Source organism: Kribbella sp. NPDC055071, from assembly GCF_053608045.1.
The window spans coordinates 258,011-283,850 of the sequence record NZ_JBSGUS010000002.1; the positions used below are offsets into that span (position 1 = coordinate 258,011).

The 25,840-nt window shown below is 67.4% G+C and carries 27 protein-coding genes and 1 tRNA gene; 18 read left to right on the plus strand and 10 right to left on the minus strand.

Going from position 1 to position 25,840, the window contains the following annotated elements; translation table 11 throughout:
• Positions 1 to 140: 140 nt before the first annotated feature.
• The gene (locus tag ACWF4Z_RS04625; RefSeq protein ID WP_452241555.1) at positions 141 to 1,325 is read right to left on the minus strand and encodes a Gfo/Idh/MocA family protein; all 1,185 of its coding nucleotides are present in this window, start codon (positions 1,323 to 1,325) and stop codon (positions 141 to 143) included.
• 169 nt (positions 1,326 to 1,494) lie between these two features.
• Here ACWF4Z_RS04625 and ACWF4Z_RS04630 point away from each other — a divergent pair, with 169 nt between their 5' ends.
• The 4 genes from ACWF4Z_RS04630 to ACWF4Z_RS04645 all read left to right on the plus strand — a co-directional run bounded on the left by ACWF4Z_RS04630 (position 1,495) and on the right by ACWF4Z_RS04645 (position 4,390).
• On the plus strand, positions 1,495 to 2,352 hold the full coding sequence (locus ACWF4Z_RS04630; protein ID WP_452241556.1) for an SGNH/GDSL hydrolase family protein: 858 nt from the start codon (positions 1,495 to 1,497) through the stop codon (positions 2,350 to 2,352).
• Between the two features lie 10 nt (positions 2,353 to 2,362).
• Positions 2,363 to 3,079 (plus strand): ribonuclease PH, encoded by a 717-nt coding sequence (gene rph, locus ACWF4Z_RS04635; RefSeq protein WP_452241557.1) that lies wholly within the window; start codon positions 2,363 to 2,365, stop codon positions 3,077 to 3,079.
• 115 nt (positions 3,080 to 3,194) lie between these two features.
• Positions 3,195 to 3,800: an RdgB/HAM1 family non-canonical purine NTP pyrophosphatase gene (gene rdgB / locus ACWF4Z_RS04640; RefSeq protein WP_452241558.1), complete on the plus strand. Its 606-nt coding sequence runs from the start codon at positions 3,195 to 3,197 to the stop codon at positions 3,798 to 3,800.
• A 2-nt stretch (positions 3,801 to 3,802) separates the two neighbouring features.
• A complete protein-coding gene (locus tag ACWF4Z_RS04645; protein WP_452241559.1) occupies positions 3,803 to 4,390 on the plus strand; it encodes a hypothetical protein in 588 nt (195 codons plus the stop codon).
• A gap of 6 nt (positions 4,391 to 4,396) precedes the next feature.
• Here the strand turns inward: ACWF4Z_RS04645 and ACWF4Z_RS04650 are convergent.
• From ACWF4Z_RS04650 to bcp, 3 genes are all read right to left on the minus strand, one after another.
• A tRNA-Leu gene (locus ACWF4Z_RS04650) sits at positions 4,397 to 4,477 on the minus strand.
• A gap of 60 nt (positions 4,478 to 4,537) precedes the next feature.
• Positions 4,538 to 6,184 (minus strand): substrate-binding domain-containing protein, encoded by a 1,647-nt coding sequence (locus ACWF4Z_RS04655; protein WP_452241560.1) that lies wholly within the window; start codon positions 6,182 to 6,184, stop codon positions 4,538 to 4,540.
• A 345-nt stretch (positions 6,185 to 6,529) separates the two neighbouring features.
• Positions 6,530 to 6,997, minus strand: a complete 468-nt coding sequence (bcp, locus tag ACWF4Z_RS04660; RefSeq protein ID WP_452241561.1) for a thioredoxin-dependent thiol peroxidase — start codon at positions 6,995 to 6,997, stop codon at positions 6,530 to 6,532.
• A 118-nt stretch (positions 6,998 to 7,115) separates the two neighbouring features.
• Between bcp and ACWF4Z_RS04665 the strand changes: the two genes are divergently transcribed.
• The 6 genes from ACWF4Z_RS04665 to ACWF4Z_RS04690 all read left to right on the plus strand — a co-directional run bounded on the left by ACWF4Z_RS04665 (position 7,116) and on the right by ACWF4Z_RS04690 (position 12,227).
• Entirely contained in the window at positions 7,116 to 8,711 is a 1,596-nt protein-coding gene (locus tag ACWF4Z_RS04665; protein ID WP_452241562.1) for a circularly permuted type 2 ATP-grasp protein, read from the plus strand.
• Between the two features lie 16 nt (positions 8,712 to 8,727).
• The gene (locus ACWF4Z_RS04670; RefSeq protein ID WP_452241563.1) at positions 8,728 to 9,672 is read left to right on the plus strand and encodes an alpha-E domain-containing protein; all 945 of its coding nucleotides are present in this window, start codon (positions 8,728 to 8,730) and stop codon (positions 9,670 to 9,672) included.
• Entirely contained in the window at positions 9,669 to 10,511 is an 843-nt protein-coding gene (locus ACWF4Z_RS04675) for a transglutaminase family protein (protein ID WP_452241564.1), read from the plus strand. The genes ACWF4Z_RS04670 and ACWF4Z_RS04675 overlap by 4 nt, the downstream gene beginning before the upstream one ends.
• A 4-nt stretch (positions 10,512 to 10,515) precedes the next feature.
• Positions 10,516 to 11,559, plus strand: a complete 1,044-nt coding sequence (locus tag ACWF4Z_RS04680) for a glucose 1-dehydrogenase (protein WP_452241565.1) — start codon at positions 10,516 to 10,518, stop codon at positions 11,557 to 11,559.
• Positions 11,560 to 11,628: 69 nt separating this feature from the next.
• Positions 11,629 to 11,892: a DUF3618 domain-containing protein gene (locus ACWF4Z_RS04685; RefSeq protein ID WP_452241566.1), complete on the plus strand. Its 264-nt coding sequence runs from the start codon at positions 11,629 to 11,631 to the stop codon at positions 11,890 to 11,892.
• A complete protein-coding gene (locus ACWF4Z_RS04690) occupies positions 11,889 to 12,227 on the plus strand; it encodes a GroES family chaperonin (RefSeq protein ID WP_452241567.1) in 339 nt (112 codons plus the stop codon). Before ACWF4Z_RS04685 ends, ACWF4Z_RS04690 begins: the two co-directional genes overlap by 4 nt.
• On the opposite strand, the gene ACWF4Z_RS04695 is transcribed toward ACWF4Z_RS04690, so the two are convergent.
• Together ACWF4Z_RS04695 and ACWF4Z_RS04700 are read right to left on the minus strand one after the other, a co-directional pair.
• Complete coding sequence (locus ACWF4Z_RS04695; RefSeq protein ID WP_452241568.1) at positions 12,224 to 13,297, minus strand: FAD-dependent oxidoreductase; 1,074 nt, start codon at positions 13,295 to 13,297, stop codon at positions 12,224 to 12,226. The two genes, ACWF4Z_RS04690 and ACWF4Z_RS04695, sit on opposite strands and share 4 nt — an antisense overlap.
• A 36-nt stretch (positions 13,298 to 13,333) precedes the next feature.
• Entirely contained in the window at positions 13,334 to 13,711 is a 378-nt protein-coding gene (locus tag ACWF4Z_RS04700) for a DoxX family protein (RefSeq protein ID WP_452241569.1), read from the minus strand.
• Positions 13,712 to 13,798: 87 nt separating this feature from the next.
• Here ACWF4Z_RS04700 and ACWF4Z_RS04705 point away from each other — a divergent pair, with 87 nt between their 5' ends.
• The 7 genes from ACWF4Z_RS04705 (at position 13,799) to ACWF4Z_RS04735 (ending at position 20,894) form a co-directional block, all read left to right on the plus strand.
• Positions 13,799 to 14,269, plus strand: coding sequence for a MarR family winged helix-turn-helix transcriptional regulator (locus ACWF4Z_RS04705; RefSeq protein ID WP_452241570.1), 471 nt, complete (start codon positions 13,799 to 13,801; stop codon positions 14,267 to 14,269).
• A gap of 26 nt (positions 14,270 to 14,295) precedes the next feature.
• Positions 14,296 to 15,399, plus strand: coding sequence for a succinyldiaminopimelate transaminase (gene dapC, locus ACWF4Z_RS04710; protein WP_452241935.1), 1,104 nt, complete (start codon positions 14,296 to 14,298; stop codon positions 15,397 to 15,399).
• 77 nt (positions 15,400 to 15,476) lie between these two features.
• Complete coding sequence (locus tag ACWF4Z_RS04715) at positions 15,477 to 16,820, plus strand: M15 family metallopeptidase (RefSeq protein ID WP_452241571.1); 1,344 nt, start codon at positions 15,477 to 15,479, stop codon at positions 16,818 to 16,820.
• A 122-nt stretch (positions 16,821 to 16,942) separates the two neighbouring features.
• Positions 16,943 to 17,593 carry a hypothetical protein gene (locus ACWF4Z_RS04720; RefSeq protein WP_452241572.1) on the plus strand — a complete coding sequence of 217 codons (651 nt, stop codon included), beginning with the start codon at positions 16,943 to 16,945 and terminating at the stop codon, positions 17,591 to 17,593.
• 56 nt (positions 17,594 to 17,649) lie between these two features.
• Positions 17,650 to 18,804, plus strand: coding sequence for an amino acid deaminase/aldolase (locus tag ACWF4Z_RS04725; protein WP_452241573.1), 1,155 nt, complete (start codon positions 17,650 to 17,652; stop codon positions 18,802 to 18,804).
• A gap of 16 nt (positions 18,805 to 18,820) precedes the next feature.
• Complete coding sequence (locus tag ACWF4Z_RS04730; protein ID WP_452241574.1) at positions 18,821 to 20,119, plus strand: D-arabinono-1,4-lactone oxidase; 1,299 nt, start codon at positions 18,821 to 18,823, stop codon at positions 20,117 to 20,119.
• A 52-nt stretch (positions 20,120 to 20,171) separates the two neighbouring features.
• On the plus strand, positions 20,172 to 20,894 hold the full coding sequence (locus tag ACWF4Z_RS04735; protein WP_452241575.1) for a PIG-L deacetylase family protein: 723 nt from the start codon (positions 20,172 to 20,174) through the stop codon (positions 20,892 to 20,894).
• A 4-nt stretch (positions 20,895 to 20,898) separates the two neighbouring features.
• On the opposite strand, the gene ACWF4Z_RS04740 is transcribed toward ACWF4Z_RS04735, so the two are convergent.
• Together ACWF4Z_RS04740 and ACWF4Z_RS04745 are read right to left on the minus strand one after the other, a co-directional pair.
• Positions 20,899 to 21,300, minus strand: coding sequence for a hypothetical protein (locus tag ACWF4Z_RS04740; protein ID WP_452241576.1), 402 nt, complete (start codon positions 21,298 to 21,300; stop codon positions 20,899 to 20,901).
• A 7-nt stretch (positions 21,301 to 21,307) separates the two neighbouring features.
• Positions 21,308 to 22,258 carry an alpha/beta fold hydrolase gene (locus ACWF4Z_RS04745; protein ID WP_452241577.1) on the minus strand — a complete coding sequence of 317 codons (951 nt, stop codon included), beginning with the start codon at positions 22,256 to 22,258 and terminating at the stop codon, positions 21,308 to 21,310.
• Positions 22,259 to 22,422: 164 nt separating this feature from the next.
• On the opposite strand from ACWF4Z_RS04745, the gene ACWF4Z_RS04750 reads away from it, so the two are divergent.
• Positions 22,423 to 23,397: a LacI family DNA-binding transcriptional regulator gene (locus tag ACWF4Z_RS04750; protein WP_452241578.1), complete on the plus strand. Its 975-nt coding sequence runs from the start codon at positions 22,423 to 22,425 to the stop codon at positions 23,395 to 23,397.
• A gap of 50 nt (positions 23,398 to 23,447) precedes the next feature.
• On the opposite strand, the gene ACWF4Z_RS04755 is transcribed toward ACWF4Z_RS04750, so the two are convergent.
• Positions 23,448 to 24,752, minus strand: a complete 1,305-nt coding sequence (locus tag ACWF4Z_RS04755; RefSeq protein WP_452241579.1) for a polysaccharide lyase family 7 protein — start codon at positions 24,750 to 24,752, stop codon at positions 23,448 to 23,450.
• Between the two features lie 197 nt (positions 24,753 to 24,949).
• Positions 24,950 to 25,486: a DUF6817 domain-containing protein gene (locus ACWF4Z_RS04760; protein WP_452241580.1), complete on the minus strand. Its 537-nt coding sequence runs from the start codon at positions 25,484 to 25,486 to the stop codon at positions 24,950 to 24,952.
• Between the last annotated feature and the right edge of the window lie 354 nt (positions 25,487 to 25,840).

Sequence of the window (25,840 nt, forward strand, 5' to 3'; positions counted from 1 at the left end):
GAAGGCTCCTGAATGTGTGCAGCTGAAGGGGAAAAGAAAGAGGCCCCCGACACAGGGGGCCTCTCGCTGCAAGCACATGCGCCTACGCCGCTAGAGACCTCCGAGTCGAGGGCTCAGCATTCGCATAGCGGCGTACCAGGTCACGAGGACGATGCTAGCACCTGGCCGTTGTCGAAATAGGCGACGAGTTCTGGGGCCAGGGGCGGGATGTCCATCGGGGTCCCGTTGGACCTCAGCGACATCGTGGCCGCGTAGCCGGCGGCCACCGCGGCGCGGGCGGCGATGGGGGAGGTGAGGGTGGCGCCGCCGTCGCGGACGAAGCGGATGAACTCGGCAACCAAGTGCGGGTCGGCGCCACCGTGGTGATCGGTCTCGCCCGAGATCTCGACGACCAGATCGGCGTCCTCGCGGTATCCGGACCGGCGGCTGTTCCAGACCTTCACCACTCCGCCGGCCGTGTCGCCGAAGTTCTCCAGGCGGCCGTGCGTGCCGATCACCGTATAGTTGCGCCAGTAGTCCGGCGTGTAGTGGCACTGCTCGTAGGTCAGGAAAACCCCGTTGTCCAGCAGGAGATTCGCCATCGAGAGGTCCTCGACGTCCATGACCGGCGCGAGGCCCGTCTGCTCCAGCGGCGGCCAGTTGTCCTCGGACACGAAGTCGCGGAAGCGTTGCCCGGTGCGATCGAGCCTGTCCTCGATGCCGCCGTACAGGGTGAGAGCGCCCATCGCGTTGGCCCGGGTCGTGTAGCCGCCGGCCAGCCAGTGCATCACATCGATGTCGTGGGCACCCTTCTGCAACAGCAGTCCGGTGCTGCGGCTGCGATCCGCGTGCCAGTCCTTGAAGTAGAAGTCACCGCCGTGGCCGACGAAGTGCCGGCACCAGATCGCCTTCACGTCGCCGATCGCGCCGTCCTGGATCAGCTGCCGCATCGTCAGGACGACCGGCATGTGCCGCATGTTGTGCCCGACGTACAGCCGTGCGCCGGACTCGTACGCCGCCTGCAGGACGCGATCACATCCGTCGGTCGTGATCGCCAGCGGCTTCTCCACGAAGACCGGGACGCCGGCCTCGAGGAAGTCGATGGCCGGTTGCTCGTGCAGGTCGTCCGGCGTGGTCAGGAACACCCCGTCGAGCTTCTGGTCGAGCAACTCGGTGTGGTCGGCGGACGCGGTCGCGTCGGGGTAGCGCTCGAGGGCCAGGTCCCGCTGGCCGGCGACCGGGTCGCACACCGCCACGATCGCGGATCCTTCGCCGGGCTTGTGCGCGTACTGCCCGATCTGGCTCCGGGCGCCGAGTCCCACCAGACCAAACCGAAGATCACTCATCAGCTAGCAACTCCTGCACATAGTTGTTTGTAAGACCCTAACTCCGAGCAGTTCCGCCGCTCAAGGGGAGTATTCCCCGCGATCCGGTGCCGAATGCTCGGTTGGTGTTGACATGACGGCAACCTCGGTCTCACCGGGAACTCGCTCCGTGCGCTCACCATGGCGGAATGTGAGCCTTCACTACGTGGCACTGGGCGACTCGACCACCGTGGGTGTCGGGGACCCGATGAACGGCAGCAGTACGACCGACCTTTCCGGTGCCGGCGCGCGCCCGGGCGAGGGGTGGCGAGGCTGGGCCTCGCTGCTTGCCGACTCCCTGGCCAGTTCGCACCGTGTGACGTTCTCCAATTTCGCGACCAGCGGGGCCACTGTGCCGCTGGTGGCGACCGAGCAACTGCCCGAGGCGCTGTCCGCGGGCCCGATCGACATCGCCTCGCTGATCGTCGGGGTGAACGACACTCTGCGCTCCACCTTCGACGCCGGCCGCATCCGCGAGCAGTTGGAGCAGTGCGCGGAGGAACTGACCGGGCGGGGTGCGCTCCTGCTCACCGTCCGATTCCACGACCACGGGCAGGTGTTCGGCCTCCCGAAGTGGCTGCGGCGGCCGCTGTGGAACCGGATCGAACAAGTCAACCTCGCGTACGACGACCTGTACGCCAAGTTCGGCGGGGTCCGGCTGGACATGGCGAACTACCCCGAGGTGTACCGCCGGGACTTCTGGAGCATCGACCGGCTGCACCCCGGTGAACGCGGTCACCGCAGACTGGCCCGGGCGTTCGCCGACGAACTCTCCCGGCGTGGCCTGCGCATCGACGTACCGCCGGACCTGGACTGCGCGTACAAGCCGCCGAGCAAGTGGGCGGACGCGCTGTGGCTGGTCAAGGAGGGCGTCCCGTGGCTGGGCCGCCGTGCCCACGACCTGCTGCCATGGGCGGCCAGAATGGCAGTCACCCAGTTCAGGCCGTCGCCGGTGGCCCCACTCGCCCTTCCGCCTTCCGGTTCGGAGGTCCAGCGCCTGGAGGCATAGGGTCTGATCCATGGCGCGCATTGATGGACGTACGGCAGATCAGCTGAGGCCCGTGAAGCTGACCAGGAACTGGCTCGACCACGCCGAGGGCTCGGTGCTGGTCGAGTTCGGACGGACCCGGGTGCTCTGCGCGGCGAGTGTGACCGAGGGGGTCCCGCGCTGGCGCAAGGGATCCGGGCTCGGCTGGGTGAGCGCCGAGTACGCGATGCTGCCGCGCGCCACGAACACGCGGTCGGACCGGGAGTCGGTCAAGGGCAAGATCGGCGGCCGGACGCACGAGATCTCCCGGCTGATCGGGCGGTCGCTGCGAGCCGTGATCGACTACAAGGCCCTGGGTGAGAACACGATCCTGCTCGACTGCGACGTACTGCAGGCCGACGGCGGGACGCGGACCGCGGCGATCACCGGCGCGTACGTCGCGCTCGTCGACGCGGTGACGTTCCTGCGCGAGCGGAAGCTGCTGAAGAGCGAGCCGCTGACCGGTTCGGTCGCCGCGGTGTCGGTCGGGATCATCGACGGCGCCCCGATGCTCGACCTCTGCTACGAGGAGGACGTCCGGGCCGAGACGGACATGAACCTGGTCATCACCGGCGACGGCAAGTTCATCGAGGTGCAGGGCACGGCCGAGGGCGCGCCGTTCGACCGCAACGAGCTGGACAGCCTGCTCGAGCTCGGTATGTCCGGATGCGCGGAGCTCGCAAAGCTGCAACAGGAGGCGCTGGCGTGACTGTGTTGAATGCCTCGCCTCCGGCTCGGGGGTCATGGGGCTTTGACTCCCGGCCTTCCCTCGTCTCTCCAGTCGCTTCGCTCCCTCCGTTCCTCAGTCCAGGCCGGGAGGCCCCATGACCAGGGTCCTCCTGGCCTCGAACAACCAGAAGAAGCTCGAGGAGCTGCGCCGGATCCTGACTCCGATCGTGCCGGGGATCGAGGTGCTCGGGCTGGGCGACGTGCCGCCGTACCCCGAGCCGGCCGAGACCGAGCCGACGTTCGAGGGGAACGCGCTGCTGAAGGCGCACGCGGCGCTCGCCGCGACCGGGCTGCCGTCGATCGCCGACGACAGCGGGATCTGTGTCGACGCACTGAACGGGATGCCCGGCGTGCTCTCGGCGCGCTGGTCCGGGCCGTTGAAGGACAACCACGCCAACAACCTGCTGCTGCTCGGCCAGCTCGAGGACGTACCGGACGAGCGCCGCGGTGCGTCGTTCGTCGCGGCCGTTGCCTTTGTCCGGCCCGATGGTCCGGACGAGCTCGTGCTCGGCGAGATGCGCGGGTCGGTGATCCGCGAGCTACGCGGCACCGGCGGGTTCGGGTACGACGTCCTGTTCCGCGCGGAAGGGTACGACCGCACCACCGCGGAGCTGTCGATCCAGGAGAAGGACGCGATCAGTCACCGGGGCAAGGCGCTACGAGCCCTCGCCCCGATCGTCGCGAAGGCGTTGGGAGTCTAGCCATGCTGTTTGCCGGATCGGATCGTGACGGGGTTGCGGACGGGACCATCACGGTCGCCTACCGACGCTGGGCCGAGGCCCGGGTGGTCGAGGGGCGGATCTACCGCACCAACGCCGGCCGGATCGAGATCGACAGCGTCCGCCAGGTCAACCCCGACCTGATCGCCGACACCGACGCGGAGATCGCGCTGGCCGACCGTCGCAACGCCAAGGACGTCCGCCGCCGCCTCCGTGGTGAGGAGTCGTTCCCGACGTTCCTGATCAAGTTCCACCTGGTCGAGGGCCCGGACCCGCGCGAGGAGCTTGCGAGCCAGGTGGACCTGTCCGCGGACGATCTGGACGACCTGACCGCGCGGCTGGCCGGCTTCGACAAGTCCAGCCACCACGGACCCTGGACCGCCGAGACGCTCCGGCTGATCCAGGCCCAGCCCTCGACCCGGGCGGCCGACCTCGCCGCGTCGGTGGGCCGTGAGACGGCGCCGTTCAAGCTCGACGTCCGCAAGCTCAAGAACCTTGGGCTGACCTACAGCCTCGAGGTCGGCTACGAGCTGACGCCGCGGGGTGTGGCGTACCTGAAGACGCTCAGCTGAGTTGGGTGCCACAGGCGGGATTCGAACCCGCACACCCGAAGGCACCGGCACCTAAAGCCGGCGTGTCTGCCGTTCCACCACTGTGGCAAAGAGGACTGCTCCCCTGAGGACAGACACATCCTAAGGGGAGCAGTCGCGATCAGAGCGTCAGCGGTTCTGCAGGGCGTTGATGAAGTCCTTACGCAGGTCCGCAGGGTCGCGGGCCACGTAGGCCTGACCACCGGTCGCCTGGGCGAGCTGCCGGAGCTCGTCCGGGTTCACATCGGGGCCCATGCCGAGGGCGATGATGCGAACCGGGCGGGACTGGTCGTTCAGGCTCTTGAGCAACTTGATCGTAGCGGGGAGCGTCGGGCCGTTCTTGTCGTCGTTCTTGCCGTCGGTGAAGAGGAGGACCGAGTTCACCGCGGTGGGGTCGTACGTCCGCGAGACCAGGTTCACCGCCGCGATGGCGGTCTCGTACAGGCTGGTGCCGCCGTTCGGCGTCGGCTTCTGGACCTTCAGGTTGTTGGTGATCTTGGCGCGCTGGTTGGGTGACAGCGCCGCGATCGGCACCAGCTCCCGGTGGTTGCCGACGCCGTTCGGGCCGATGCCGGTCGAGAACGTCCACAGTCCCAGCTTCGCGCTCGGTGGGAAGAGCGAGAGACCGGCGGTGGTCGCCTCGATGGTCAGTTGCATCCGCGTCTTGGTGCCGACCTTGTCCGCCATCGAGCCGGAGATGTCGATCACCGCGAGCGAGTGGGTCGACAGCGACAGGCGCGTCCAGTTCAGGAGCGACTTGTCGATCGCCTCATTGGTCGGCTTGGCCAGCTGGCTGATGCCGTCACCGACGCCGCGGCCGCCGCTCAGCGCGCTCATCGAGATGTCGCGGAACCCGGCGTCGGACCGTGCTTGCGCATAGCTGTCGGAGAGCATCTCTCCGGCCAGCGCGTTGGCGGCCGTCGTCGCCTGATCGGACTCGGCCTTCGCCGTGACCACGATCGGATAGTCCAGGTAGAGAGTGCCAGTGGCAGGCACGATCGCCCGCAACTGTGCGTCCGGATGCGCTTCCTGGTACTTCACGAAGGCCTGCTCCGACGCGGGGACGACGGACTGGGCGCCCGACTGGGCTGCGCGGCTGAACAGGGTGTCGAGGCTTGGGCTCGCCTTGGTCGACGAACCGAGGCGTTGGGCCATCGGCACGATCACGTCGGACACCTGAGTGTCGGACCACGACTTCTTCGCCCGTTCGGCCTGGATCGCCAGCAGTGCCAGCGCGCCGGAAGAGCTGCTCAGCGGGTCCTGCAACGCCGGCTCGTTCGGGTCTGCCAGCGTGCGCAGCCACGAGGAGGTGTCGGCGAAGCTCGACCGCGGCCCGACCAGCACCATCGGCGACGTCGCGATGGACGGTACGGCGATGGTCGGGACGGTGTCGCCGTCATCGGCCTGGGCGACCCACAGCGAGGAGTCCGGGACCCAGAGGTCGGGCCGGTTGTCGCTGCCGCTGGCGACGTCCTGGGCGACCTGCGCCGAGGACCTCGCGCTGATGGTGAACTGCAGACACGGAGTGCCGTCCTTGCCGCCCTTGCCCGCGAGTGACTTGGCCGCCGTCTCGAGCGCGCCCTGCATCTCCGGGGTGGTGGTCAGCTGGATCTGCGCCGGCTCGTCACACGACTTGTTGTTGCCGAGGAAGCCGTCGGCGCCCGACTCGGATCCGAAAGACCGGACCACGAACACGGCACCCAGCGACAGCACCAGCAGGCCGACAGCGGTGATGTACACCGTCCGGCGGTTGTTGCTGGGGTTACTTCGTGTCACCGCAGAGGAATGTTTTCCCATCGCGGCAGGTCCCTCCCTCCCAGAGGCTGACTGCGCGCGCAGATTACCCGGTTTCGGCAGGTCGCGGCGAAGGTCTGCACGATTCGTGACCCACCCCTCGATGGACGCCGACGGTCCCGCCAGTACCGCTCTTTCACAGGAACGCTGAAAAACTCACCGACCGTAGCGCCGCGGCTGCGGACCGGTGAGATCTGGGTGTGATCCAAATCACACAACCAGTTTGCTCAAACGACCGTCCCATGGACCACCCCCATGAAACGGTCGAAGGTTTCCCTCCGCGGAACGTCCTGACAACGTTGACTTTTCACCAACCGGGCGAGGTGTTCACAGCCCGAGATCGCGCCGGAGCTTCGCGACATGCCCGGTCGCCTTGACGTTGTACTGGGCCAGCGAGATCTTGCCCTCGGGGTCGACGACGAAGGTGGACCGGATCACTCCGGTGACCTTCTTCCCGTACATGGTCTTCTCGCCGAAGGCGCCGTACGCCGTCAGCACGTCCTTGTCCGGGTCACTCAGCAACGGGAACGTCACACCGTCACGCTCGCGGAACTTGGCCAGCTTCGCCGGCTTGTCCGGTGAGATGCCGAGGACGGCGTACCCGGAGGCCTGGAGCGAGTCCAGCGAGTCCCGGAAGTCGCAGGCCTGCTTGGTGCAGCCCGGGGTCATCGCGGCCGGGTAGAAGTACACGATCACGTTCTTCCCACGCAGGTCCTTCAGTGCCACCTCGTTGCCATCGGCATCGGGAAGGGTGAAGTCGGGTGCGGTGTCACCGGCCGACAGACGTTCGGACATCAGGCCCTCCACGTGATCGAGTGGGTTGTGATCGAGTTGGATGCCGGCAATGTTACGTGCGTGCTAACGCCGACACGTTCCGGGTGCGAGCGCGCCGTTCCTGGGTGAAGATGCGCAGATGAGCCGCGAATCTTCCCGCCCCGCCGGCCGACAGTTGTTCGACGGGTACCTCGACCCGCGCCGTCCGCATGCGGACGCGTACGACGAGATGTTCGACCCGGTCGAGGGCGTCCGCGGCGCATACACGCGGCTGCACGATTCACTCCAGCCACTGCGCCCGGCCGACCTGACCGCCCGGTCCGAAGCGCTGGACCGCGCTCTGGTGGATCAGGGCATCACGTTCAGCCTGTCCGGGGAGGAGCGGCCGTTCCCGCTGGACCTGGTGCCGCGGGTGATCACGGCGTCGGAGTGGTCCCGGCTGGAGCGCGGCATCGTGCAACGAGTGCGAGCGCTGGAGGCGTTCCTGGCGGACATCTACGGTGAGCAGCGCATCGTGGCGGATGGCGTCCTGCCGCGGCGGCTGATCACCTCGTGCGAGCACTTCCACCGGCAGGCGGCCGGCATCGCCCCGCCGAACGGTGTGCGCGTCCATGTGGCCGGCATCGACGTGGTCCGCGACGAGCAGGGTGACTTCCGCGTGCTGGAGGACAACCTGCGCAGTCCGTCCGGGGTGTCGTACGTGATGGAGAACCGCCGGACGATGGCTCGGGTGTTCCCGGATCTGTTCGCCAAGCATCGGGTCCGTGCGGTCGGCGACTACGCCGTACATCTGCTCAGAGCGCTGCGTGCTGCCGCACCGGCCAGCGTGACCGACCCGAACGTCGTCGTCCTCACACCTGGCGTCTTCAACTCGGCGTACTTCGAACACTCGCTGCTGGCGCGGCAGATGGGTGTGGAGCTGGTCGAGGGACGCGATCTGCTCGCCCGGAACAACACGATCTACCTGCGCACCACCGAGGGCGATCAGCGAGTGGACGTGATCTACCGGCGCATCGACGACGAGTTCCTGGACCCGGTGCAGTTCGAGCCGGATTCGGTTCTCGGCGTCGCCGGCCTGGTGAACGCGGCCCGAGCCGGCAACGTGGTGATCGCCAATGCGATCGGCAACGGCGTGGGCGACGACAAGCTGGTCTACACCTACCTGCCGGAGATCCTGAAGTACTACCTGGGTGAAACGCCCTTGCTGCCGAACGTCGATACGTACCGCTGCTGGCTGCCGGCCGAGCAGACGGAGGTGCTGGACCGGCTGGACGAGCTGGTGACGAAGCCGGTGGAGGGCTCTGGTGGCTACGGCATCGTCTTCGGACCGGATGCCTCGCCGAAGGAGCTCCAGGCGCAGCGACGCCGGATCAAGGCCAATCCGCGGGGTTGGATCGGGCAGCCCGTCGTACAGCTGTCGACCGTGCCTACGAAGGTCGGGGAGCGGCTGCAGCCGAGGCATGTGGACCTACGGCCGTTCGCGGTCAACGACGGCGAGTCCGTGTTCGTCCTGCCGGGTGGATTGACCAGGGTGGCGATTCCCGAGGGCAGTCTGATCGTCAACTCGTCCCAGGGCGGCGGGTCCAAGGACACCTGGGTGCTGGCGCCCAGGGCGTTGAGTGAGGACGCGGAGCTGCGCGGACCGGGGCTTGGCGCGACCGGGCTGAGGTCCGAGGAAGGGTCCACGCCGGAGCGCGGGCCGGAGCTCAACGTCGCCCAACAGCAGCAACAGTGATGGGGAGGTGCTGACGATGCTCGCACGCAACGCCGAGTCGCTGTTCTGGATCGGCCGGTACGTCGAACGCGCGGACGACACCGCGCGGATCCTCGACGTGTCGGTTCACCAGTTGCTCGAGGACGCCACCGTGGACGCCAATCACGCGAGCCGCAGGCTGTTGGCGGTCCTCGGTATCACGCCGCCGGACGGTACACCGCTGGACGTGTGGGGACTGACCGAACTGGTTGCGATGTCCCCGGAGACCGGTTCGATCGTGTCCTCGATCACCAGTGCGCGTGAGAACACCCGGGTCGCGCGGGAGGTGGTGTCCAGCGAGCTGTGGGAGTGCATCAACGCCATGTGGAACGCCGTACCCGAGCGGCAGCGGGCTGCGCGGCGGGTGGGGCCGCACGAGTTCTTTACCTTCGTGGAGAACCGGGCGGCGATGTTCGCCGGGCTAGCCGACTCCACCATGAGCCGGGACGACGGCTGGCGGTTTCTGGTGCTCGGCCGGTCGATGGAGCGGGTCGACATGATCGTCCGGCTGCTGATGTCCCGCGTCGGTGACAAGCCGACGTCACCGGGCTGGGTGACCGTACTGCGTTCTGCCGGCGCACACGACACGTACCTACGGACCTATCGCGGTGCCCTGGATGCGTCGAGGGTTGTGCAGTTCCTGTTGCTGGACCGGCTGTTCCCGCGGTCCGCGTTCCACGCGCTCATCCAAGCGGAGTCCTGTCTCGAGGCGCTCGACCACGGCCCGTCGGCCCGGATCGGCGCGGGAGCCGAGGCGGCGCGATTGCTGGGCAAGGCACGCAGCGATCTGGAGTTCCTGCGACCGGCTGAGCTGCTCGACGACCTCACCGGTCGCCTGCAGGCGTTGCAGAGCACGGTCCGCGAAGTCGGCGAGGCAGTCTCCCGTCAGTACTTCCACACCGTGCCGTGGATCGAGTGGAACAACGCGGGGGTGAACCTGTGAACTGGCGTCTCCGAGTCGTCCACACCACCGGCTACCGCTACGCAACGGCTGTTACCCAGTCCTACAACGAGGCCAGGCTCACTCCCAGCAGCGATGGACGACAGAACCTGATGGTCGCGCGACTGGAGACCGTCCCGCCGACCCGTTCGTACAAGTACACGGACTACTGGGGTACGGAGGTCACGTCCTTCGATCTGCACGTGCCACACACCGAGCTGAAGGTCGTCGCGGCGTCCGTGGTGGAGACGACCCAGCAATCACTGCCCGCGGTGGACGCGACCTGGGCTCACGTGCTGTCGCCGGAGGCGGTCGACAAGTACGCCGAGTACCTGGAGTGGACCGACTACGTCCCGAAGCACCGCGAGCTGGCTGCCGTCGCGCGCTCCTTGCGCAAAGGACGTACGCCGCAGGACACCGTGCTGGCAGTGTCCAAGTGGGTGCACGACACGCTGAAGTACCAGCGCGGCACCACTGGAGTGCACTCGTCCGCGATCGACGCCTGGGAGGCCGGTGAGGGCGTCTGCCAGGACTACGCGCACCTCACCCTCGCCATGCTGCGAGCGGTCGGCGTACCGGCTCGGTACGTGTCCGGCTACCTGCACACCAAGCCGGACGCCGCAGTGGGCGAGACGGTCGTCGGGGAGAGCCATGCGTGGGTGGAGACCTGGACGGGCGACTGGTGGGGCTTCGACCCGACCAACGACATCCTGATCGGTCATCGTCACGTGATAGTCGCGACCGGGCGCGACTATGCCGATGTGTCTCCGCTGAAGGGCATCTACTCCGGTGGCGCGGCGACCGCCATCGAGGTGACCGTGGACATGACCCGGTTAGCCTGAGCGCATGCGGGCGATGACGGTCACGGCGGGGAAGGCTGACTCGGCGCGGGTCGGAGAGGTCGAGGAACCGCCGGTAGGGGACGGATCCGTCCTTGTGGAGGGTTTGCTCACCGGGATCTGCGGTACCGACATCGAGCTGGTCTCGGGCCTCTTCGGTACCGGCAGGCCGGGCTCGGACCACCTTGTGATCGGGCACGAGTCGCTCGGGCGAGTGTTGGAGGCCCCTGTGGGCTCTGGCTTCAGTACGGGCGACCTCGTGGCCGGTGTGGTCCGTCGGCCCGACCCAGAGCCCTGTCCGGCCTGTGCGCGCGGTGAATGGGACTTCTGCCGCAACGGGCGCTACACCGAGCGCGGCATCAAGGACATGGACGGGTACGGCGCTGAACGGTGGCGTGTGGATCCGTACTTCGCCACACCCGTCCCCAGTGAGCTCGGGCACCTCGGCGTACTCGTAGAGCCGGCCAGTGTCCTCACCAAAGCCTGGGAGCAGGTCGACCTGGTCGGCCGACGGTCCTGGTACGCACCGAAGCACGTCCTCGTCACCGGAGCCGGTCCGATCGGGTTGCTCGCGGCGATGGTCGCCGTCCAGCGTGGGTACGACGTACACGTCCTGGACCGTGTGACCGGCGGACCGAAGCCGGACCTGGTCCGCGCGCTCGGGGCGACGTACCTGACGGACCTGTCCGACTTGAGCGTCGTGCCGGATGTGGTGATCGAGGCGACCGGGGCAGGGCAGCTGGTGTTCGACTGCGCGAAGCTGCTGGGGCCGGCCGGGGTGATGTGCTTGATCGGGATCGCGCCCGGTCCGGCGACGGTCGACGTACAACTCAGTGCGCTGATCCGGCAGTTGGTGGTCCGCAACGTCGCTCTGGTCGGCGTGGTGAACGCGGCCAAACGCCACTACGCGGACGCTGTGGACGTGTTGCTGGCCGCGGACCGGTCCTGGCTCGAAGGGCTGATCACGCGGACCGTTCCGCTGTCGGACTGGCCCTCGGCACTGGTCCGTGAGCCGGATGACATCAAGGTGGTCGTGGACTTGCGGGGATGACCTGCAAGGATGGGACCACGTAGGGACGCCATGCACGACGGACGCAGGCAGACGAAGGGAGCGCCGACAGTGTCGGAGACGAAGGCTCGGACCGCCGAGCAGATCGAAGCGGATATCGCCGCCACCCGTGCGCGCCTGGCCTCGACCGTCGACGAGCTGGTCGACCGGGCGAACCCGAAGAACGTGGCGCTGCGCCAGGTCGAGCAGGCCAAGGCCCAGGTGTTCGACGAGCGCGGTCAGTTGCGTACCCAGAAGATCGTCGCGGTCGCCGGTGCCGCCGTCGGTGTGATCGGCGTCTTGTTGCTGATCCGTCGGCTGGTGGGTCGCCGGTGACTCCTCGCAAGAAGCTCTCCGACGACAAACTGCCGATCCGGATGCTGCACGACCGAGTGCTGGTCTCGATCGAGCACGAAGGCGAGCGGAAGTCGTCGGCCGGCATCCTGATCCCGGCCACCGCGCAGATGGGCCACCGGCTCGCCTGGGCGAAGGTGGTCGCGATCGGCGCCAACGTGCGCACGGTCGAGGTCGACGACCGCGTCCTGTTCGACCCGGAGGACCGGGCCGAGGTCGAGGTCCGCGGCGACGACTACATCCTGCTGCGCGAACGCGACCTGCACGCGGTCGCGGCCGGCCGCCTCGAGGACGGCCAGACCGGCCTGTACCTCTAGAGGTGGTTGGCCACCCGGAAGCCTGCCGGGATGTCGGCAGCACCGATCACGAGGTCGCGGACGAAGCTGCCGATCAGCGGCACGAACTTGAAGCCCTGACCGCAGAAGCCGACCGCAACGGTGATCGGTCCGGCCCGGTCGATGACGAAGTTGTTGGACGGCGTGTTGTCGTACAGGCAGCTGATCGCCGTCGTTCTGCTGGTGTCCAGCCCTGGATACCAGCTCTCGACGTAGCGCAGCAGTCTCGCGTCAAGCTCGGGCTCGACCGCGAAGTCACGGGTATCCGGGTCAACCACTGGACCGCTGCCGTGCAGCCCGACCTTCACACCCGAACCGGGCTCGAACAGGCCGTACGCGTCAGGTGCGCCCCAATGCACGAAACTCGGCCACTCCAGGTCGGCTGAGACCGGTGCGAAGAACCGTGGCTGCTCCTGAGTCACTGTGAACGTCGGCAGCTGCACCAGCCCGGTCAGCAGCTTCGGTGCCCACGAACCGGCCGTCACCACCACCTGCCGCGCCCACACCGCACCACCCGGTACGTCGAGCTCCACCAGCTCGTCGTGGACCCGCAACGCCTGCACCGGCGACTGCACGCGGAACTCGGCACCCAACCGCTTTGCGACCGTCTGTAGTGCGTTGACGGTGCGATCGGCGTAAAGCCGACCAGAGTCCGGCTGGTACAGCACTGGAGTCTCGAACCGGAATCCCGGCCAGCGCTCCGCGGCGGCCTCCGGGCTGAGCACCTCACCATCTGCCGCATGCAACGACCGGAACGCCTCGACTCTTGCGTCGTCCACGCCATGGTCGATACCGCCGGTGGCCTCGAACAACGTCTCGCCCGAGTCCGCCTCCAGCTCACGCCACAACGGCCGGGCCCGCTCGGTCAGTGCTGCCACCGCCGCGTCGTCCGCAGCCGGCCGAAACAGTCGCGTGCCGCCATGCGATCCACCCCGGTCGTGTCCGAGCGTGTACTGCTCCAGTACGACGACCTCCCGCCCAGCCGCCGCGAGCGCCCGCGCAGCGGCCGACCCCATCGCACCAGCCCCCACCACAGCCACGTCGTACGTCATGGCCCTCCTGCGCAGTCGGAGCTGAAGCAGTCCAGGCTAGAAGCTGTTCGGGCCGAAGCGGAAGACGGCCACGATCACGGCCAGGATCAGGATGACCGAGTTCAGGACGACCGGCTGGAACTCCTTGCGGCGGACGTGGGTGATGATCGCGCCGATCATGATCACGGCCAGGCCGGTCGCGGCGAGCGGGACCAGGATCGGGGCGATGTCGAAGGCACCGGGCAGGATCAGGCCGATGGCGCCGAGCAGCTCGGCGGCGGCGATCAGCTTGATCGTCCCGCCCGAGAAGTCCTCGACCCAGTTCATCTGGCCGCCGGCCTGCAGCTTGGCCTTGGACTGCGAGATTTTGGTGAAACCGGCGGCCAGGAAGAAGGCGGCCAGGATGCCCGCGACGATCCACAGAAAGACGTTCATGTCCCACTCTCGGTTATCAGTTGATGTTTCAACTCAACCGTAGCCCCGATTGAGTTGAAGCGTCAACAAAGTGGGTAAACTGTGATCGTGGCGGACGAGACGCGCTGGTTGGAGCAGGACGAGTTGGCGACCTGGATGTCGCTGGCCGCCCTGGTGGTCAAGTTGCCCGGCGTCCTCGATTACCAGCTGCAGCGGGATTCCGGGCTGACCCACTTCGAGTACCTCGTGCTCGCCGGCCTGTCCGAATCACCTGGCCGCGAGCGCCGGATGAGCGAGCTGGCCGGCTTCGCGAACGGTTCGCTGTCGCGGCTGTCGCATGTGGTCAAGCGGCTCGAGCGCCGCGGCTTCGTCGTCCGGCGGCCCGCCGAGGACGACGGCCGGATCACGATCGCGACCATCACCGACTCCGGCTACGAGTTCCTGGTTGCCGCGGCTCCGGGTCACGTCGCCGCGGTCCGCGAGTTCGTCATCGACGCCCTCACCCCGGAGCAGCTCGCCCAGCTCAAGGTCATCGCCGACCAGATCCTCTCGAAGGTCGATCCGGGTAAACCCTGCTGAGCTGAGCGGGAGACAATGGGCGGGTGATCTTCGAGACCTCCAGCTGGTTGCCCGACTTCCCGTGGGACAAGCTCGCCCCGTTCAAGCAGAAGGCGGCAGAGCACCCCGACGGCATCGTCGACCTGTCCATCGGCAGTCCGGTGGACCCGGTCCCGGAGCTGGTGAAGAAGGCCCTGGCTGACGCGGCCGACGCGCCGAGCTACCCGACCACCATCGGTACGACGACCGCCCGGCAAGCGGCCGTGGACTGGATGGCCAGACGCCTCGATGTGGTCGGCGTGGACCCACAGACCGGCGTGCTGCCCGTGATCGGCAGTAAAGAGCTGATCATGATGCTCCCGACCCTCCTGGGGATCGGTGCGGGCGACACGGTCCTCATCCCGGACCTGGCCTACCCGACGTACGAGGCGGGCGCCGCACTGGCCCGTGCGACCAGCGTGCCCGTTGCGGACCCGACGACGTACGACGGACCGGTCCGGGTGGCGTACCTGAACTCGCCGCGCAACCCGTCCGGTGAGATCACATCCGCCGAGGACCTGCGCCGTGCGGTCGAGTGGGCGCGGGCGAACGACGTACTGCTGGTGAGCGACGAGTGTTACACCGAGTTCGGTTGGGAGGAGCGACCGCTGTCCGTGCTGCACCCGGACGTGTGTGGCGGCAGCTTCGACAACCTGCTCGCGGTGCACTCGCTCTCCAAGCGGTCCAACCTCGCTGGGTACCGCGCTGGGTTCGTGGCCGGCGATCCGACTGTCGTGACCGAGTTGCTCGCCGTACGCAAGCACGCCGGTCTGATGGTCCCGTCGCCGATCCAGGCCGCCATGGCTGCCGCGTTTGCTGACGACGTCCATGTTGAGGAGCAGCGGGCGCGGTATCTGCGCCGGCGGTCGGTTCTGCGCGAGGCACTGACCGATGCGGGCTGGGAGATCACGCTCTCCAACGGTGGGCTCTACCTGTGGGCCTCGAACCCGTCGTACGACGCCTATGGCTCGGTCGGCGCGCTGGCTGACCGGGGCATCCTGGTCGCACCCGGTGCCTTCTACGGTACGGCGGGGGAGCGTCACGTGCGCGTCGCCCTGACCGGGACCGACGAGCGCATCGACGCCGCCGTGAAACGACTGCAGTCAACGTGAACTTTCTGCGTTCCCTGTGACGTCTTCCCGTGTGACTGCCTCATTAGTAGGTAGGTGTTCACAAGGGAGGGGCAGGCATGCGCAAGACGTGGCGTTCCATCGGGGTGGTCGGGGTAGTGCTCCTCGGACTGGTGCCGGTCGGGCCTGCCCAGGCGGACGACGACCCGACCTCCACACCACCCACCTCCACACCACCCGCCTCGACACCGGCGACAGCGACACCGCCTGCGAAGGCTGCTACTGCGACACCGCCTCCTGCGGCTGAGGCGACCGCCACGCCACAAAAGCAGACGTGGTCGATCGCACTGGACCAGCCGGCGGCGGCCTGGGAAGACTTGCCGACCGTCTTCGCCGGCAAGGTCAACCGGCCGTTCGCGGGCTTCCCCGTCACGCTGTGGCAGCGGGTCCCGGGTGCTTGGGTGCTCCGGGCTACGACCCGGACCGTGTCCGGTGGGGGCTACAAGTTCAGCTACGCCGCGCCATACACCGGTACGTCGGCGTTCCGCACCGTCATCGGCACGGCGGCCACCGGCGCGCTCGCCATCTCGGCGGAACGGACAGTGACGATCCAGGAACGCACAATCGTCATCGACAAACCTGCAGCCTGGTACGCGACCCTGACCGGCGTATCGGTCACCGGCCGGTTGCTGCCGGCCCAGCCCGGCAAAGAGGTCGGGCTGCAGCAGTACCTCGGCAGCGGCAAGTGGGCGCTGCTGAGCATCGCGAAAATGGATTCCCGCGGCAACTTCCGGCTCCGCGTCCCGGACGACCTACCAGGCACCCGCACAGTGCGCGTCCTGACCCGCTACGTGAGCCAGCCCGCGATGGAGTACTCCGCGCTGGCGACGGTCGTGGTCAAGGCGGACCTGAATCCGAAGGTGTACGCCGTCTCGGCTTCGATGGTCCCGAAGACGTACCGGGCCGGTTGCCCGGTCAAGCCGTCCCAGCTCCGGCTGCTGCAGCTCAACTACTGGGGGTTTGACCACAAGGTGCACCGGGGCGAGTTGGTGCTGCGCGACGCTGCGGTGGCCAAGATGATCACGGTCTGGACCGCGACGTTCAACTCGAAGTTCCCGATCCGGCAGATGCGCCGGGTGGACGCGTTCGGCGGCAACGACGTCACTTCGATGGCTGCGGACAACACCTCGGCGTTCAACTGCCGCCGCGTCACCGGAGACCCGTACTCGCTCTCGCCACACTCCTACGGCTGGGCCATCGACATCAACACCGTGGAGAACCCGTACCTGGCCGCCAACGGCGTCTGGTACCCGTCCAACGGTCTCGCGTTCCGCAACCGGTCGACGGCGCATCCCGGCATGCTGTTCGCGAGCAGCGTCCCCACCAAGTCTCTAGTTGCCCAGGGCTACTTCTGGGGCGCTGGCTGGGCGAAGCCCGACTACCAACACTTCGAACCGAAGTGAGAGCGCTCCTGGCCACTGCGGGCTTTTCACTCCTCCTAGTGGGCTGCAGCTCCCATCCAGACTCGAAGCCGCAGGCCGTCGCGGCCACACCCACTCCTATTCCCAGCGTGGTCGGTGGAACGGTGCCAGTGCCGACCAACACCTTGGGTACGACGAAACCCACCGATGCGGCCGTCCCACCCGACAAACCAGAGGAGGCAACTGCACCGCCGCCCGCAAACGCCGGTCCGCTGAGCGCACGGAACCTGCCGGCGCCCACCAAGCTTGGCGCCGGTTGGACGACGTACGCCGATCCCGGCGGCGCGGAGGCGGGGTTCGTTGGTAACAAGACCTGGACGCGTCGTCGCGACGCCAACCAGGCCGCGTTCGAGGCCTTGCCCTCCGGTTGTGCCGGTCAGCCCGTGGCGGGGTCGCTGCCGGTTCCGCAGTACGCACTCGCCGGCACCTACCGCACTGCGGACAAGTTGCCCGCGACTGCGCTGCTGTTCCGCTTCTCGGATGCTGCCAAGGCGACGGCGTACTTCACCGGTTATCAGAGCCGCATGAAGGCCTGCGGCTCCGGTGGGGATCTGTCCGTCAAACAGCTCTGGTCGGAGCAGACGGCTGCCACAGCCATCCGTGCGTACGCCGGGGCCGAGTCGTACGTGGACGTGTCCGTGGTCCACGGCTCGACGCTCGCACTGCTTGCCGCGACGTCGGCCCGGCCGGATACCCAGGCGGAGTGGGCACACACCGTCGTACCGGCGCTGGAGGCCGTGATGGACCAGCCGTAACCAGATCTTCCAGAAGTTGTATTACCTTTCAGTATTGTTTGACCTACACTCCGGTTATGGGTGACTTCGACCGGTATGCCCGCCTGACCGCGGACCTGGATGCGCCGTACGCCGTGGTGGACCTCGCCGCGTTCCGGCGGAACGCCGATGATCTGGTCCGCCGCGCCAACGGGACGCCGATCCGGATCGCCTCCAAGTCGGTGCGCTGTCGCGCGCTGATCGCGGCTGCGCTCGAGCGACCCGGGTTCCACGGCGTGATGAGTTACGCGCTCCCGGAGGCGCTCTGGCTGGCTCAGAACGGCGTCGACGACATCCTGATGGGCTATCCGACCACGCACCGCACCGCACTGCGTGCCCTTGCCGCGGACCCCGAGGCGGCTGGTCGCATCACGCTGATGATCGACTCACCCGAGCACCTGGCCTTCATCAAGTCCGTGACCGGTCCTGGCGCTCGCATCCAGGTCTGTCTGGACGTGGACGCCTCACTGCGGGTCTTCGGCCAGCACCTCGGCGTACGACGTTCGCCGCTCCGGACTCCTGAGGACGTCGCCGGGCTGGCCCGTACGGTCGCGGCTGATGACGCCTTCGAGTTGGCCGGTGTGATGTTCTACGAGGCTCAGATCGCGGGTCTGCCGGACACGTCACCCGCTGTCCGCTGGGTGAAGCGACGTTCGGCCGCTGAGCTCGCCGACCGGCGTGGTGCGGTCGTCGACGCGGTCAAGCAGCACGCGCCGCTCCGGCTGGTCAACAGCGGCGGCACCGGGAGCCTCGAGGTCAGCAGCGCCGACTCGGTCGTCACCGAGGTCACGGCAGGCTCAGGTCTCTACGGTCCGACGCTCTTCGACAAGTACGACGTCTTCCAGCCGGAGCCCGCGGTGGCGTACGCGCTGGACGTCGTACGGCGTCCTGCGCCGCGGATCGCCACCTTGTTCGGCGGCGGATACGTGGCCTCGGGTCCGGCGAAGAAGTCGCGGCTGCCGTTGCCGTCCTGGCCGACCGGCCTGAAGCTGTTGGGCACCGAAGGTGCCGGAGAAGTGCAGACTCCGGTCCTCGGGAGTTCCGCGGATTCGCTGCAGCTTGGAGACAGAGTGTGGATGCGGTACGCGAAGGCGGGCGAGATGCTGGAGCGGTTCAACGTACTGCATGCTGTTGACGGTGACGAGCTGACCGAGCTCGCCACCTACCGGGGCGAGGGGAAGAACTTCGGATGAGTGGTCGGGGGCGTCGATGAACACCTGGCGGAACTGGGCCGGCACCGAGTCGGCGACCGGTGTGGAGGTGCTGCGGCCCTCCTCGACCGACGAGCTCGCTGCGGCCGTGAAGGCCGCCGCGGAGCAGGGTAAGAAGCTCAAGGCAGTCGGCGCGGGTCACTCGTTCACCGGCTGTTCGGTGCCCGAGCAGGTGATGATCCGGCTCGATGGCCTGTCCTCGATCATCCATGCGGACAAGGAGTCCGGGCGCGTGACCGTCGGCGCCGGGACCGGTCTGCGCAAGCTCAACGCCGGCCTGGCCGCCTTCGACCTGGCGATGGCGAATCTCGGCGACATCGACAAGCAGACCATCGCCGGCGCCATCTCCACCGGCACCCACGGCACTGGCGCACGCCTCGGCGGCATCGCGACCCAGATCGTCGCGCTGGACCTGGTCACCGCGGACGGTTCGATCCTGCACTGCTCGGCCGAGGAGAATGCGGACGTCTTCGCCGCGGCCCGGGTCTCGGTCGGCGCACTCGGTGTGATCACGTCGGTCACGTTGCAGTGCGTGCCCGCGTTTCTCCTGCGTGCACAGGAGATGCCGCTCCCGTTGGACGACGTCCTGCTCGGATTCGATCAACTTGCCGACGGCAACGATCACTTCGAGTTCTACTGGTTCCCGCACACGGATATCGCGCTGACCAAGCGCAACAACCGGGTCGCGGCGGGGGTCGCCGCGGCACCGGTCGGCCGCGTTCGTGGTTGGGTCGACGACGAGTTGCTGTCCAACAAGGTCTTCGAGCTGACCAACCGGTTGGCGATGCGTCGGCCCGGCCTGGTCCCGCGGATCAACCAGCTCGCCTCCCGCGCCCTGTCCGCGCGCGAGTACGTCGATGCGTCGTACAAGGTCTTCTGCTCCGAACGGAACGTGATCTTCCGCGAGTCCGAGTACGCCGTACCCCGGGAGAACGTGGTCGAGGTGGTCGGTCGGCTGCGCGCCTGGATCGACAGTTCGGGGCACCATTTCCCGTTCCCGATCGAGGTTCGGGTCGCGGCGGCCGACGACATCTGGCTCTCGACCGCGTCCGGGCGTGACACCGCCTACATCGCCATCCACCAGTACCACCGGTTGCCGCACGATCCGTACTTCCGGGCTTTCGAGGACATCGTCGCCGACTACAACGCCCGTCCGCACTGGGGCAAGCTGCACACCCTCACCGCGGCCGACCTCCGTGCCCGCTATCCGCACTTCGACGACTTCCTCGCCGTTCGCGATCGGCTGGATCCGCAGCGCAGTTTTGCCAACCCCTACACGCGCCAGATCTTCGGCTGATCTGCCCGTTTGCCCATGTTTCCGGGCCACGGAGTCGGGCTACGCTGCGCTGATGAATGCTGTGGAGGGGCTCGAACCAGTAGTCGAGGATTGGCAGAAAGCACTCGCGGTGGTCGCGCATCCGGGCGACCTGGAGTTCGGGATCGCGGCCGCGATCGCGCGGTGGACGGGGCAGGGCAAGGAGATCGTCTACTGCATGCTCACGTCCGGTGAGGCCGGGATCGACGGTCTCGACCCGGCCGAGGGTGGTCCGTTGCGGGAGACCGAGCAGATCGAGTCGGCGCGGATCGTGGGGGTCACATCGGTCGAGTTCCTCGGCCAACCCGATGGCACGATCGAGTACGGCGTACCGCTGCGCCGCCTGATCACCGAGGTGATCCGCCGGCACCAGCCGGAGATCGTGATCACCAACAACTTCCGCGACACCTGGGACGGCGACGCGGCGCTCAACCAGGCCGATCACATCCACACCGGGCGCGCGACCCTGGATGCGGTTCGCGATGCGGCCAACCGCTGGATCTTTCCGGACGTCGGCGAGCGCTGGGGTGGAGTGCGCCAGGTCTGGGCCGGCGGCTCACCGTCGTCCAAGCACGGCGCCGACACGACCGACACCTTCGACGTCGGCGTCCGGTCGCTGAACGCCCACAAGGCCTACATCGACGGCCTCAACTGGCCGCACTTCGACGCCGAAGAATTCCTCGAAGGCGCCTGCCGCCCGGCAGGCACCCGCCTGGGCACGAAGTACGCGGCCCGCTTCGAGGTCTTCGCCATGTAGTGCGTCAGTCCAGGTCTCGGGCCGCCTTGAGGTGTGGCGGCGTCGGCTTCGGGTGGCGGGGTTCGCGGTCGCCTGCAGTGCCGGGCGGGTCCTGGGGCGTGGACCAGGAACGCACCAGCACACGGCCCTTGCGGGACAGACGGTGGAGGTCGATCTGCTGCACCTGTGACGCCGGGAAGCCGAGCTGAGCCAAGCTACGGTTCGCCATCCCACAGGCCTCGTCGTGCTTGCGGGCCGTCAGCTTGCGCTGCAGCACGATCGCGATCGTTCCATCGGGGAGATCCTCGACCCGCTGGAACCGCATGCCCTGGTCGAGTGACAAGGATTTCAGGGCGAGCCCGACGTACTCGGAGTCGGACAGCCGCCGGTCGGTCTTCGCACGCGCAACCACTTCGTATCGGGCCATGATTCGATCATCCGTCGGCCCGGCCCGGATTTCCAGGAATCATTGCGTTGATGGCGGCGGCTACCGCGGTGGGGCTCGAGATCGGCGTCAGGTGGTTCGCGTTCGGGATCAGGGTCGGCGCCGGCGCGCCGATCCGCGTGGCGGTCTCGGTGGCGTTCCCACCGCTCGTGTCCAGACTCCCGAAGACCACGGACTTCGGAATCGGAAGATCGCGCAGCTTCGCCAGCCGATCGGGCGCGACGGCAGGAATTCCATGCGCGGTCATCTGCCAGATGGCCTTCTCCGCACCAGGCTGGCGAAAAGGCCGCGTCCACTGGTCGACGTCCGGCGCCGGACAGTTGGGCGCGCAGACACCGTTGTAGAGCTTGCGAATCAGCCAATCCGAGCTCAGGACCATGCGAAGCAGCGTCGTCCGGTACGGCGGCACAACCACCCGCCTCGCCCCGGCGCCACCGGGCAGCGGCAGGCCATCGCCATCGAGAAACATCATCCCGGCGACCCGGTCCGGAGCCTCCAACGCCGCTTCAGCAGCGATCCCGGCACCCAGCGAATGCCCGACCAGGATCGGCCGCGGCTCCCCAGCACCACCGAGATGCATCGCGTCCATGAACTCGAGCAGCTGCGCGGTCAGATGGTCGATCGTGTACGGCGCTTTCCGCTCGCTGTACCCGTATCCGGTGATGTCGTAGGCGTAGACCCGGTGATTGGTCGCGAGCAGCGGCACGAGCCGTGACCACGTGTCGACCGACTCCACGGCCCCATGGACGAGCACGATCGGCGTTCCCGTCGTACCCCAGCTGTCGTACCGCGTCTTGAGGTCACCGGTCTGGACGAACTTGAGGCCGGGAGGTGCAGCGACGGTTCCGCCGGTGAAGGCGTTGTAGCCGAGCGATACGGCGGTGACTGCCAGCAAGAACCCCAGGATGCCCAGCAACGCCCGGCGAAGGAACCGTTTCACGCCCTAAGTCTGACCATCGTCTCCAAGCTCGCGTCGGCGGGGTTCGGTGCAGAAAGCGTATTCAACGGGAGTGTTTGTGTCGCATCAGGCGGATGGGGGATGCTGAGTAAGTGCTTTCACAGGGCGAGGGCGGGGTGAGGGAATCGCGAGCCAGGTCGCAGCGGGTGACGATCGTGGACGTGGGCGAGGCGGCGGGCGTGTCGCCGGCGACCGTCTCCCGAGTGCTGAACGGTTCGGCCAAGGTCGATGGTGAGCTCGCGGACCGCGTCCGTGCGGCGGTGAGCGAGCTCGGCTACCGGCCGAACGTTGCCGCGCAGGGACTTGCCCGCGGTGCGTTGGGGACGATCGGTGTACTGGTCCCCGACCTCGCCAACCCGTATTTCCCCGACATCCTCAAGGCAGTCACCGCCGTAGCTCGGACCAACGGCCGCCGCGTGATGATCATGGAGTCCGACGAGGACCCGGCCGTCGAGGAGGAGCTTGTCGCCGACCTGATGCGCAGCTGCGACGGGATTCTGCTCTGCTCACCACGGATGGGCCGCGAGCAGTTGCTGGCTTTTGCGGGTCTTGGCCAGCCGATGGTGTTGGTCAACCGAGTCGTGCCGGGTCTCGCCGTACCGTCGATCACCGTTGACTTCTACGGCGGTACGACGTTGATTTGTGGGCATCTCGCGCAGCTCGGGCATCGCGAGGTCGCGTACCTGAGCGGTCCGGAGGCTTCGTGGGCCAACGGCGAGCGCATCCGGGCACTCGAAGCGGCGGCGGCGTTCGGACTGCAGGTGACCGTGCTTCCCTGCGGGTCTACCGCAGCGGATGGGAACCAGGCGGCGGCGAAGGCGCTGGAGACCGGTGCGACGGCGATCGTCACCTACAACGATCTGGTCGCCCAAGGGACGTTGACGCGCCTGCGGCAGCTGGGTGTCGACGTTCCCGGTCAGGTTTCGGTGATCGGCTTCGACAATCTCTCCCTCGACTGGTCCGGCGTCACGAACCTCACGACGGTGTCGATGCGGCGCGACGAGCTCGGGCGCCGGGCCGCCGAAATGCTCGAGCACCTGATGACAGTCGGCCACGACACCGAGCCGAGATTCCTCCCGATGGAGCTCCTCGTCCACGACACCTCAGGACCGGTCCGCTGACTTCGGTGGAAGCGGCGGGCGCCGATGGGCACCCGCCGCCGTTTCCGGGGTCAGTTGTGGGAGCGGGTGAGGGAGTAGAAGGTGGCCTGGGCGTAGTCGCCTTGGTCGCCGGTGTTGTTCAGGTGGTAGTTGCCGGCCTTGAAGTAGAGCTTGTCGCCGCGGTACCCGTCTTCGAGCGGCAGCGTGGCAGTGACCGGGCTCTGGCCGTCCGGCGTCACGGTGACGGTCATCAGCTGGCCGACCACCTTGATCTGGTAGCTCCAGCGCTGACCGAGCAGGATGCCGTTCGCCGGGTTGAGATCGTCGGCATTGCCAATGATCGGGTAGTAGGTGTTGACGTTGCCGGGCGTGTCATGGCCGAAGTACACGGCACCGCGCGCGTCACCAGGTCGCTTGTGGTACATCAGCCGGATCACCTCGGCGCTGTTGCCGTGGATCTGGCCGACGATGATCCGCCCGACCTTGGCCGCGTCTCCGGTCGTGGTGACATGGTCGACGGTCAGCGACGCGTTCATCGTGCCATCGACACCACCGGCGTCGGCGATGTCGTCGGGGCTCGACGTACTGAGCACCCAGTTGTTCGCGGGTGAGGTGGCTCCGCTGGTCGCGTTCGGGATCATCATCTCCCGCAGCTCGGAGCGGGAGTACGACGTACCGGGCGTCGTACCGGCGTAGTTGGGACAGCGGAAGACCATGCCGCCGGTGGTCGGGTCGGTGTAGAACTCGTTCGCCTTCTGGTACCCGGCCACCAGGTCCGGGGCGTACACCTCGGGTTCGTCGGGGAAGAACGGCGGCGTGTACTTGAAGTTCTTCAGGTCGAAATTCGTCCCGGGTGGTGAGTCCGGGTCGAGGCCGCCCGGCGGTGGTTCTTCGGCGGCACCGAAGATGTCGACCTCGGTGATGCTGTTCCACGCGTTCTTGTTGTTGCCGTGGCCAACGATCCGCAGGTAGCGGGCCGAGCCGTCGGCGAAGTCGTAGCTCTCCGGCTGCACCGTCGTACCGTTACTGCGACGGTTGGCGATGACGGTGGTCCAGGACACGGCGTCGTTCGAGGTCTGAACGTCGAACAACGCCTTGCGGGTGTTCCCCTGGTACCAGGCGATCGACAGCGAACTCAGCGTGGTGGCAGCACCGAGGTCGTACCTGATCCACTTGCCGTTGCCCTCGGCTGACCAGCGCGTGGCCAGTGAATTGTCCACGGTGTTGGCCGCGACATTGCCGTCGTCCGCACTGGCCGTCACGGCCGCAACGGCCAAGGCGGCGCTGCCCGGCAGGCTGAACGCCTGCGCCGGAACGAGTGCGCCACCAACACTTGCGAGCACAGTCAGAGCAGCAGCTCGTGCTCTCACTCTCATGGGTGATCTCCTTGACGATAGGAAAGCTCAAGCCCCGGCCGGGCTGGGTGGTAAGCGCTTGCCAGGAGATTAGACCCGTCGCCTGCTTTCGACAACCCTTCGGGAGAAAGCGTTTTCAGAGATCCTTCAGGCGCTCAAAAGTCGCCGGCGGAAGCGATTTCACGCTCGTGGCCCGGCCTCAGCGGCTGAGAGAGGGGTCAGAGCTGGAGAGTGCGGTGGGCCTCGGCCAGGACGGCGGGGGAGGCCAGGGACTGCCAGCGTGGGACTTGCTCTTGCAGGAACGGGCGGAGCTTCGGTGCCAGGTCCGGGGCGTGGTCGAGGACATCCAGTTCGTTGACGATGGTGAGGTCGACGAAATCGCGGAGGTCCGCGGTGCCGAGCTCTTCCGACGTACCCGTGAAGCGGTCCGTGACGGTGTGGTGCTCGGCCAGATCGCGCCAGGTGGTCTCGCGTTCGCAGGAGCCGTAGCGGTAGACGATCAGCTCCGCCGGCGCGCCGATCACCGACTCGAGGACCACGCGCTCGGTCTGCCAGTCGAACAGATGGGTGGGAAAGCCGTCGGTCCCGTACGCCGCGTGGGCGAGGCCGGCCAGGACAAGCGGGTCCGATGCACCGAGAGTGGTCAGGCGCTTGGCGACGCGGTGGAGATGGACGTACAGCGTCCCGCCCGCATGCTCGAGCTCGTCCGCGCCGCGCACCAGCAGCAGCGATCCCAGATCCTGGAAAGTACTCATCTGACCCCTTCGGTTCGGAGCGGTCAGGGCCCGGTGGGATCGGCCCAGAGAAATACGGTAAGTCCTGCGTCGCCGCCACGCCCAGCAACCCGGCGCGCCGGATTCATCACATTTCCCCCAGCAAGACCCGCCCCCTGAAAGCCAACGCCACTCGACCGCAACAGGCCCAGCCATCAACCGCGAAGCCGCCCTCGGCGCACTGCATGGTCGACGGTGTACGCGCGAACGCCGCCGCGATGCATGATCGCCGTTGCGCGAGCGTCGACGCGATGCATGATCGCCGTTGGGTGAGCGTCGACGTGATGTGTGATCGTCGTCGTGGGAATGGGCGTTGGGAGTTGGGGTGGAAGCCAC

Bases quoted from the DNA above. Each gene is read 5' to 3' on its own strand.
- ACWF4Z_RS04725 (WP_452241573.1), top strand. From the start codon at position 17,650: ATGGGTGACTTCGACCGGTATGCCCGCCTGACCGCGGACCTGGATGCG.
- ACWF4Z_RS04730 (WP_452241574.1), top strand. From the start codon at position 18,821: ATGAACACCTGGCGGAACTGGGCCGGCACCGAGTCGGCGACCGGTGTG.
- ACWF4Z_RS04670 (WP_452241563.1), top strand. From the start codon at position 8,728: ATGCTCGCACGCAACGCCGAGTCGCTGTTCTGGATCGGCCGGTACGTC.
- rdgB (WP_452241558.1), top strand. From the start codon at position 3,195: ATGACCAGGGTCCTCCTGGCCTCGAACAACCAGAAGAAGCTCGAGGAG.
- ACWF4Z_RS04645 (WP_452241559.1), top strand. From the start codon at position 3,803: ATGCTGTTTGCCGGATCGGATCGTGACGGGGTTGCGGACGGGACCATC.
- ACWF4Z_RS04665 (WP_452241562.1), top strand. From the start codon at position 7,116: ATGAGCCGCGAATCTTCCCGCCCCGCCGGCCGACAGTTGTTCGACGGG.
- ACWF4Z_RS04715 (WP_452241571.1), top strand. From the start codon at position 15,477: ATGCGCAAGACGTGGCGTTCCATCGGGGTGGTCGGGGTAGTGCTCCTC.
- ACWF4Z_RS04740 (WP_452241576.1), bottom strand. From the start codon at position 21,300: ATGGCCCGATACGAAGTGGTTGCGCGTGCGAAGACCGACCGGCGGCTG.
- ACWF4Z_RS04695 (WP_452241568.1), bottom strand. From the start codon at position 13,297: ATGACGTACGACGTGGCTGTGGTGGGGGCTGGTGCGATGGGGTCGGCC.
- ACWF4Z_RS04700 (WP_452241569.1), bottom strand. From the start codon at position 13,711: ATGAACGTCTTTCTGTGGATCGTCGCGGGCATCCTGGCCGCCTTCTTC.
- ACWF4Z_RS04680 (WP_452241565.1), top strand. From the start codon at position 10,516: ATGCGGGCGATGACGGTCACGGCGGGGAAGGCTGACTCGGCGCGGGTC.
- bcp (WP_452241561.1), bottom strand. From the start codon at position 6,997: ATGTCCGAACGTCTGTCGGCCGGTGACACCGCACCCGACTTCACCCTT.
- ACWF4Z_RS04755 (WP_452241579.1), bottom strand. From the start codon at position 24,752: ATGAGAGTGAGAGCACGAGCTGCTGCTCTGACTGTGCTCGCAAGTGTT.
- rph (WP_452241557.1), top strand. From the start codon at position 2,363: ATGGCGCGCATTGATGGACGTACGGCAGATCAGCTGAGGCCCGTGAAG.
- ACWF4Z_RS04625 (WP_452241555.1), bottom strand. From the start codon at position 1,325: ATGAGTGATCTTCGGTTTGGTCTGGTGGGACTCGGCGCCCGGAGCCAG.
- ACWF4Z_RS04735 (WP_452241575.1), top strand. From the start codon at position 20,172: ATGAATGCTGTGGAGGGGCTCGAACCAGTAGTCGAGGATTGGCAGAAA.
- ACWF4Z_RS04760 (WP_452241580.1), bottom strand. From the start codon at position 25,486: ATGAGTACTTTCCAGGATCTGGGATCGCTGCTGCTGGTGCGCGGCGCG.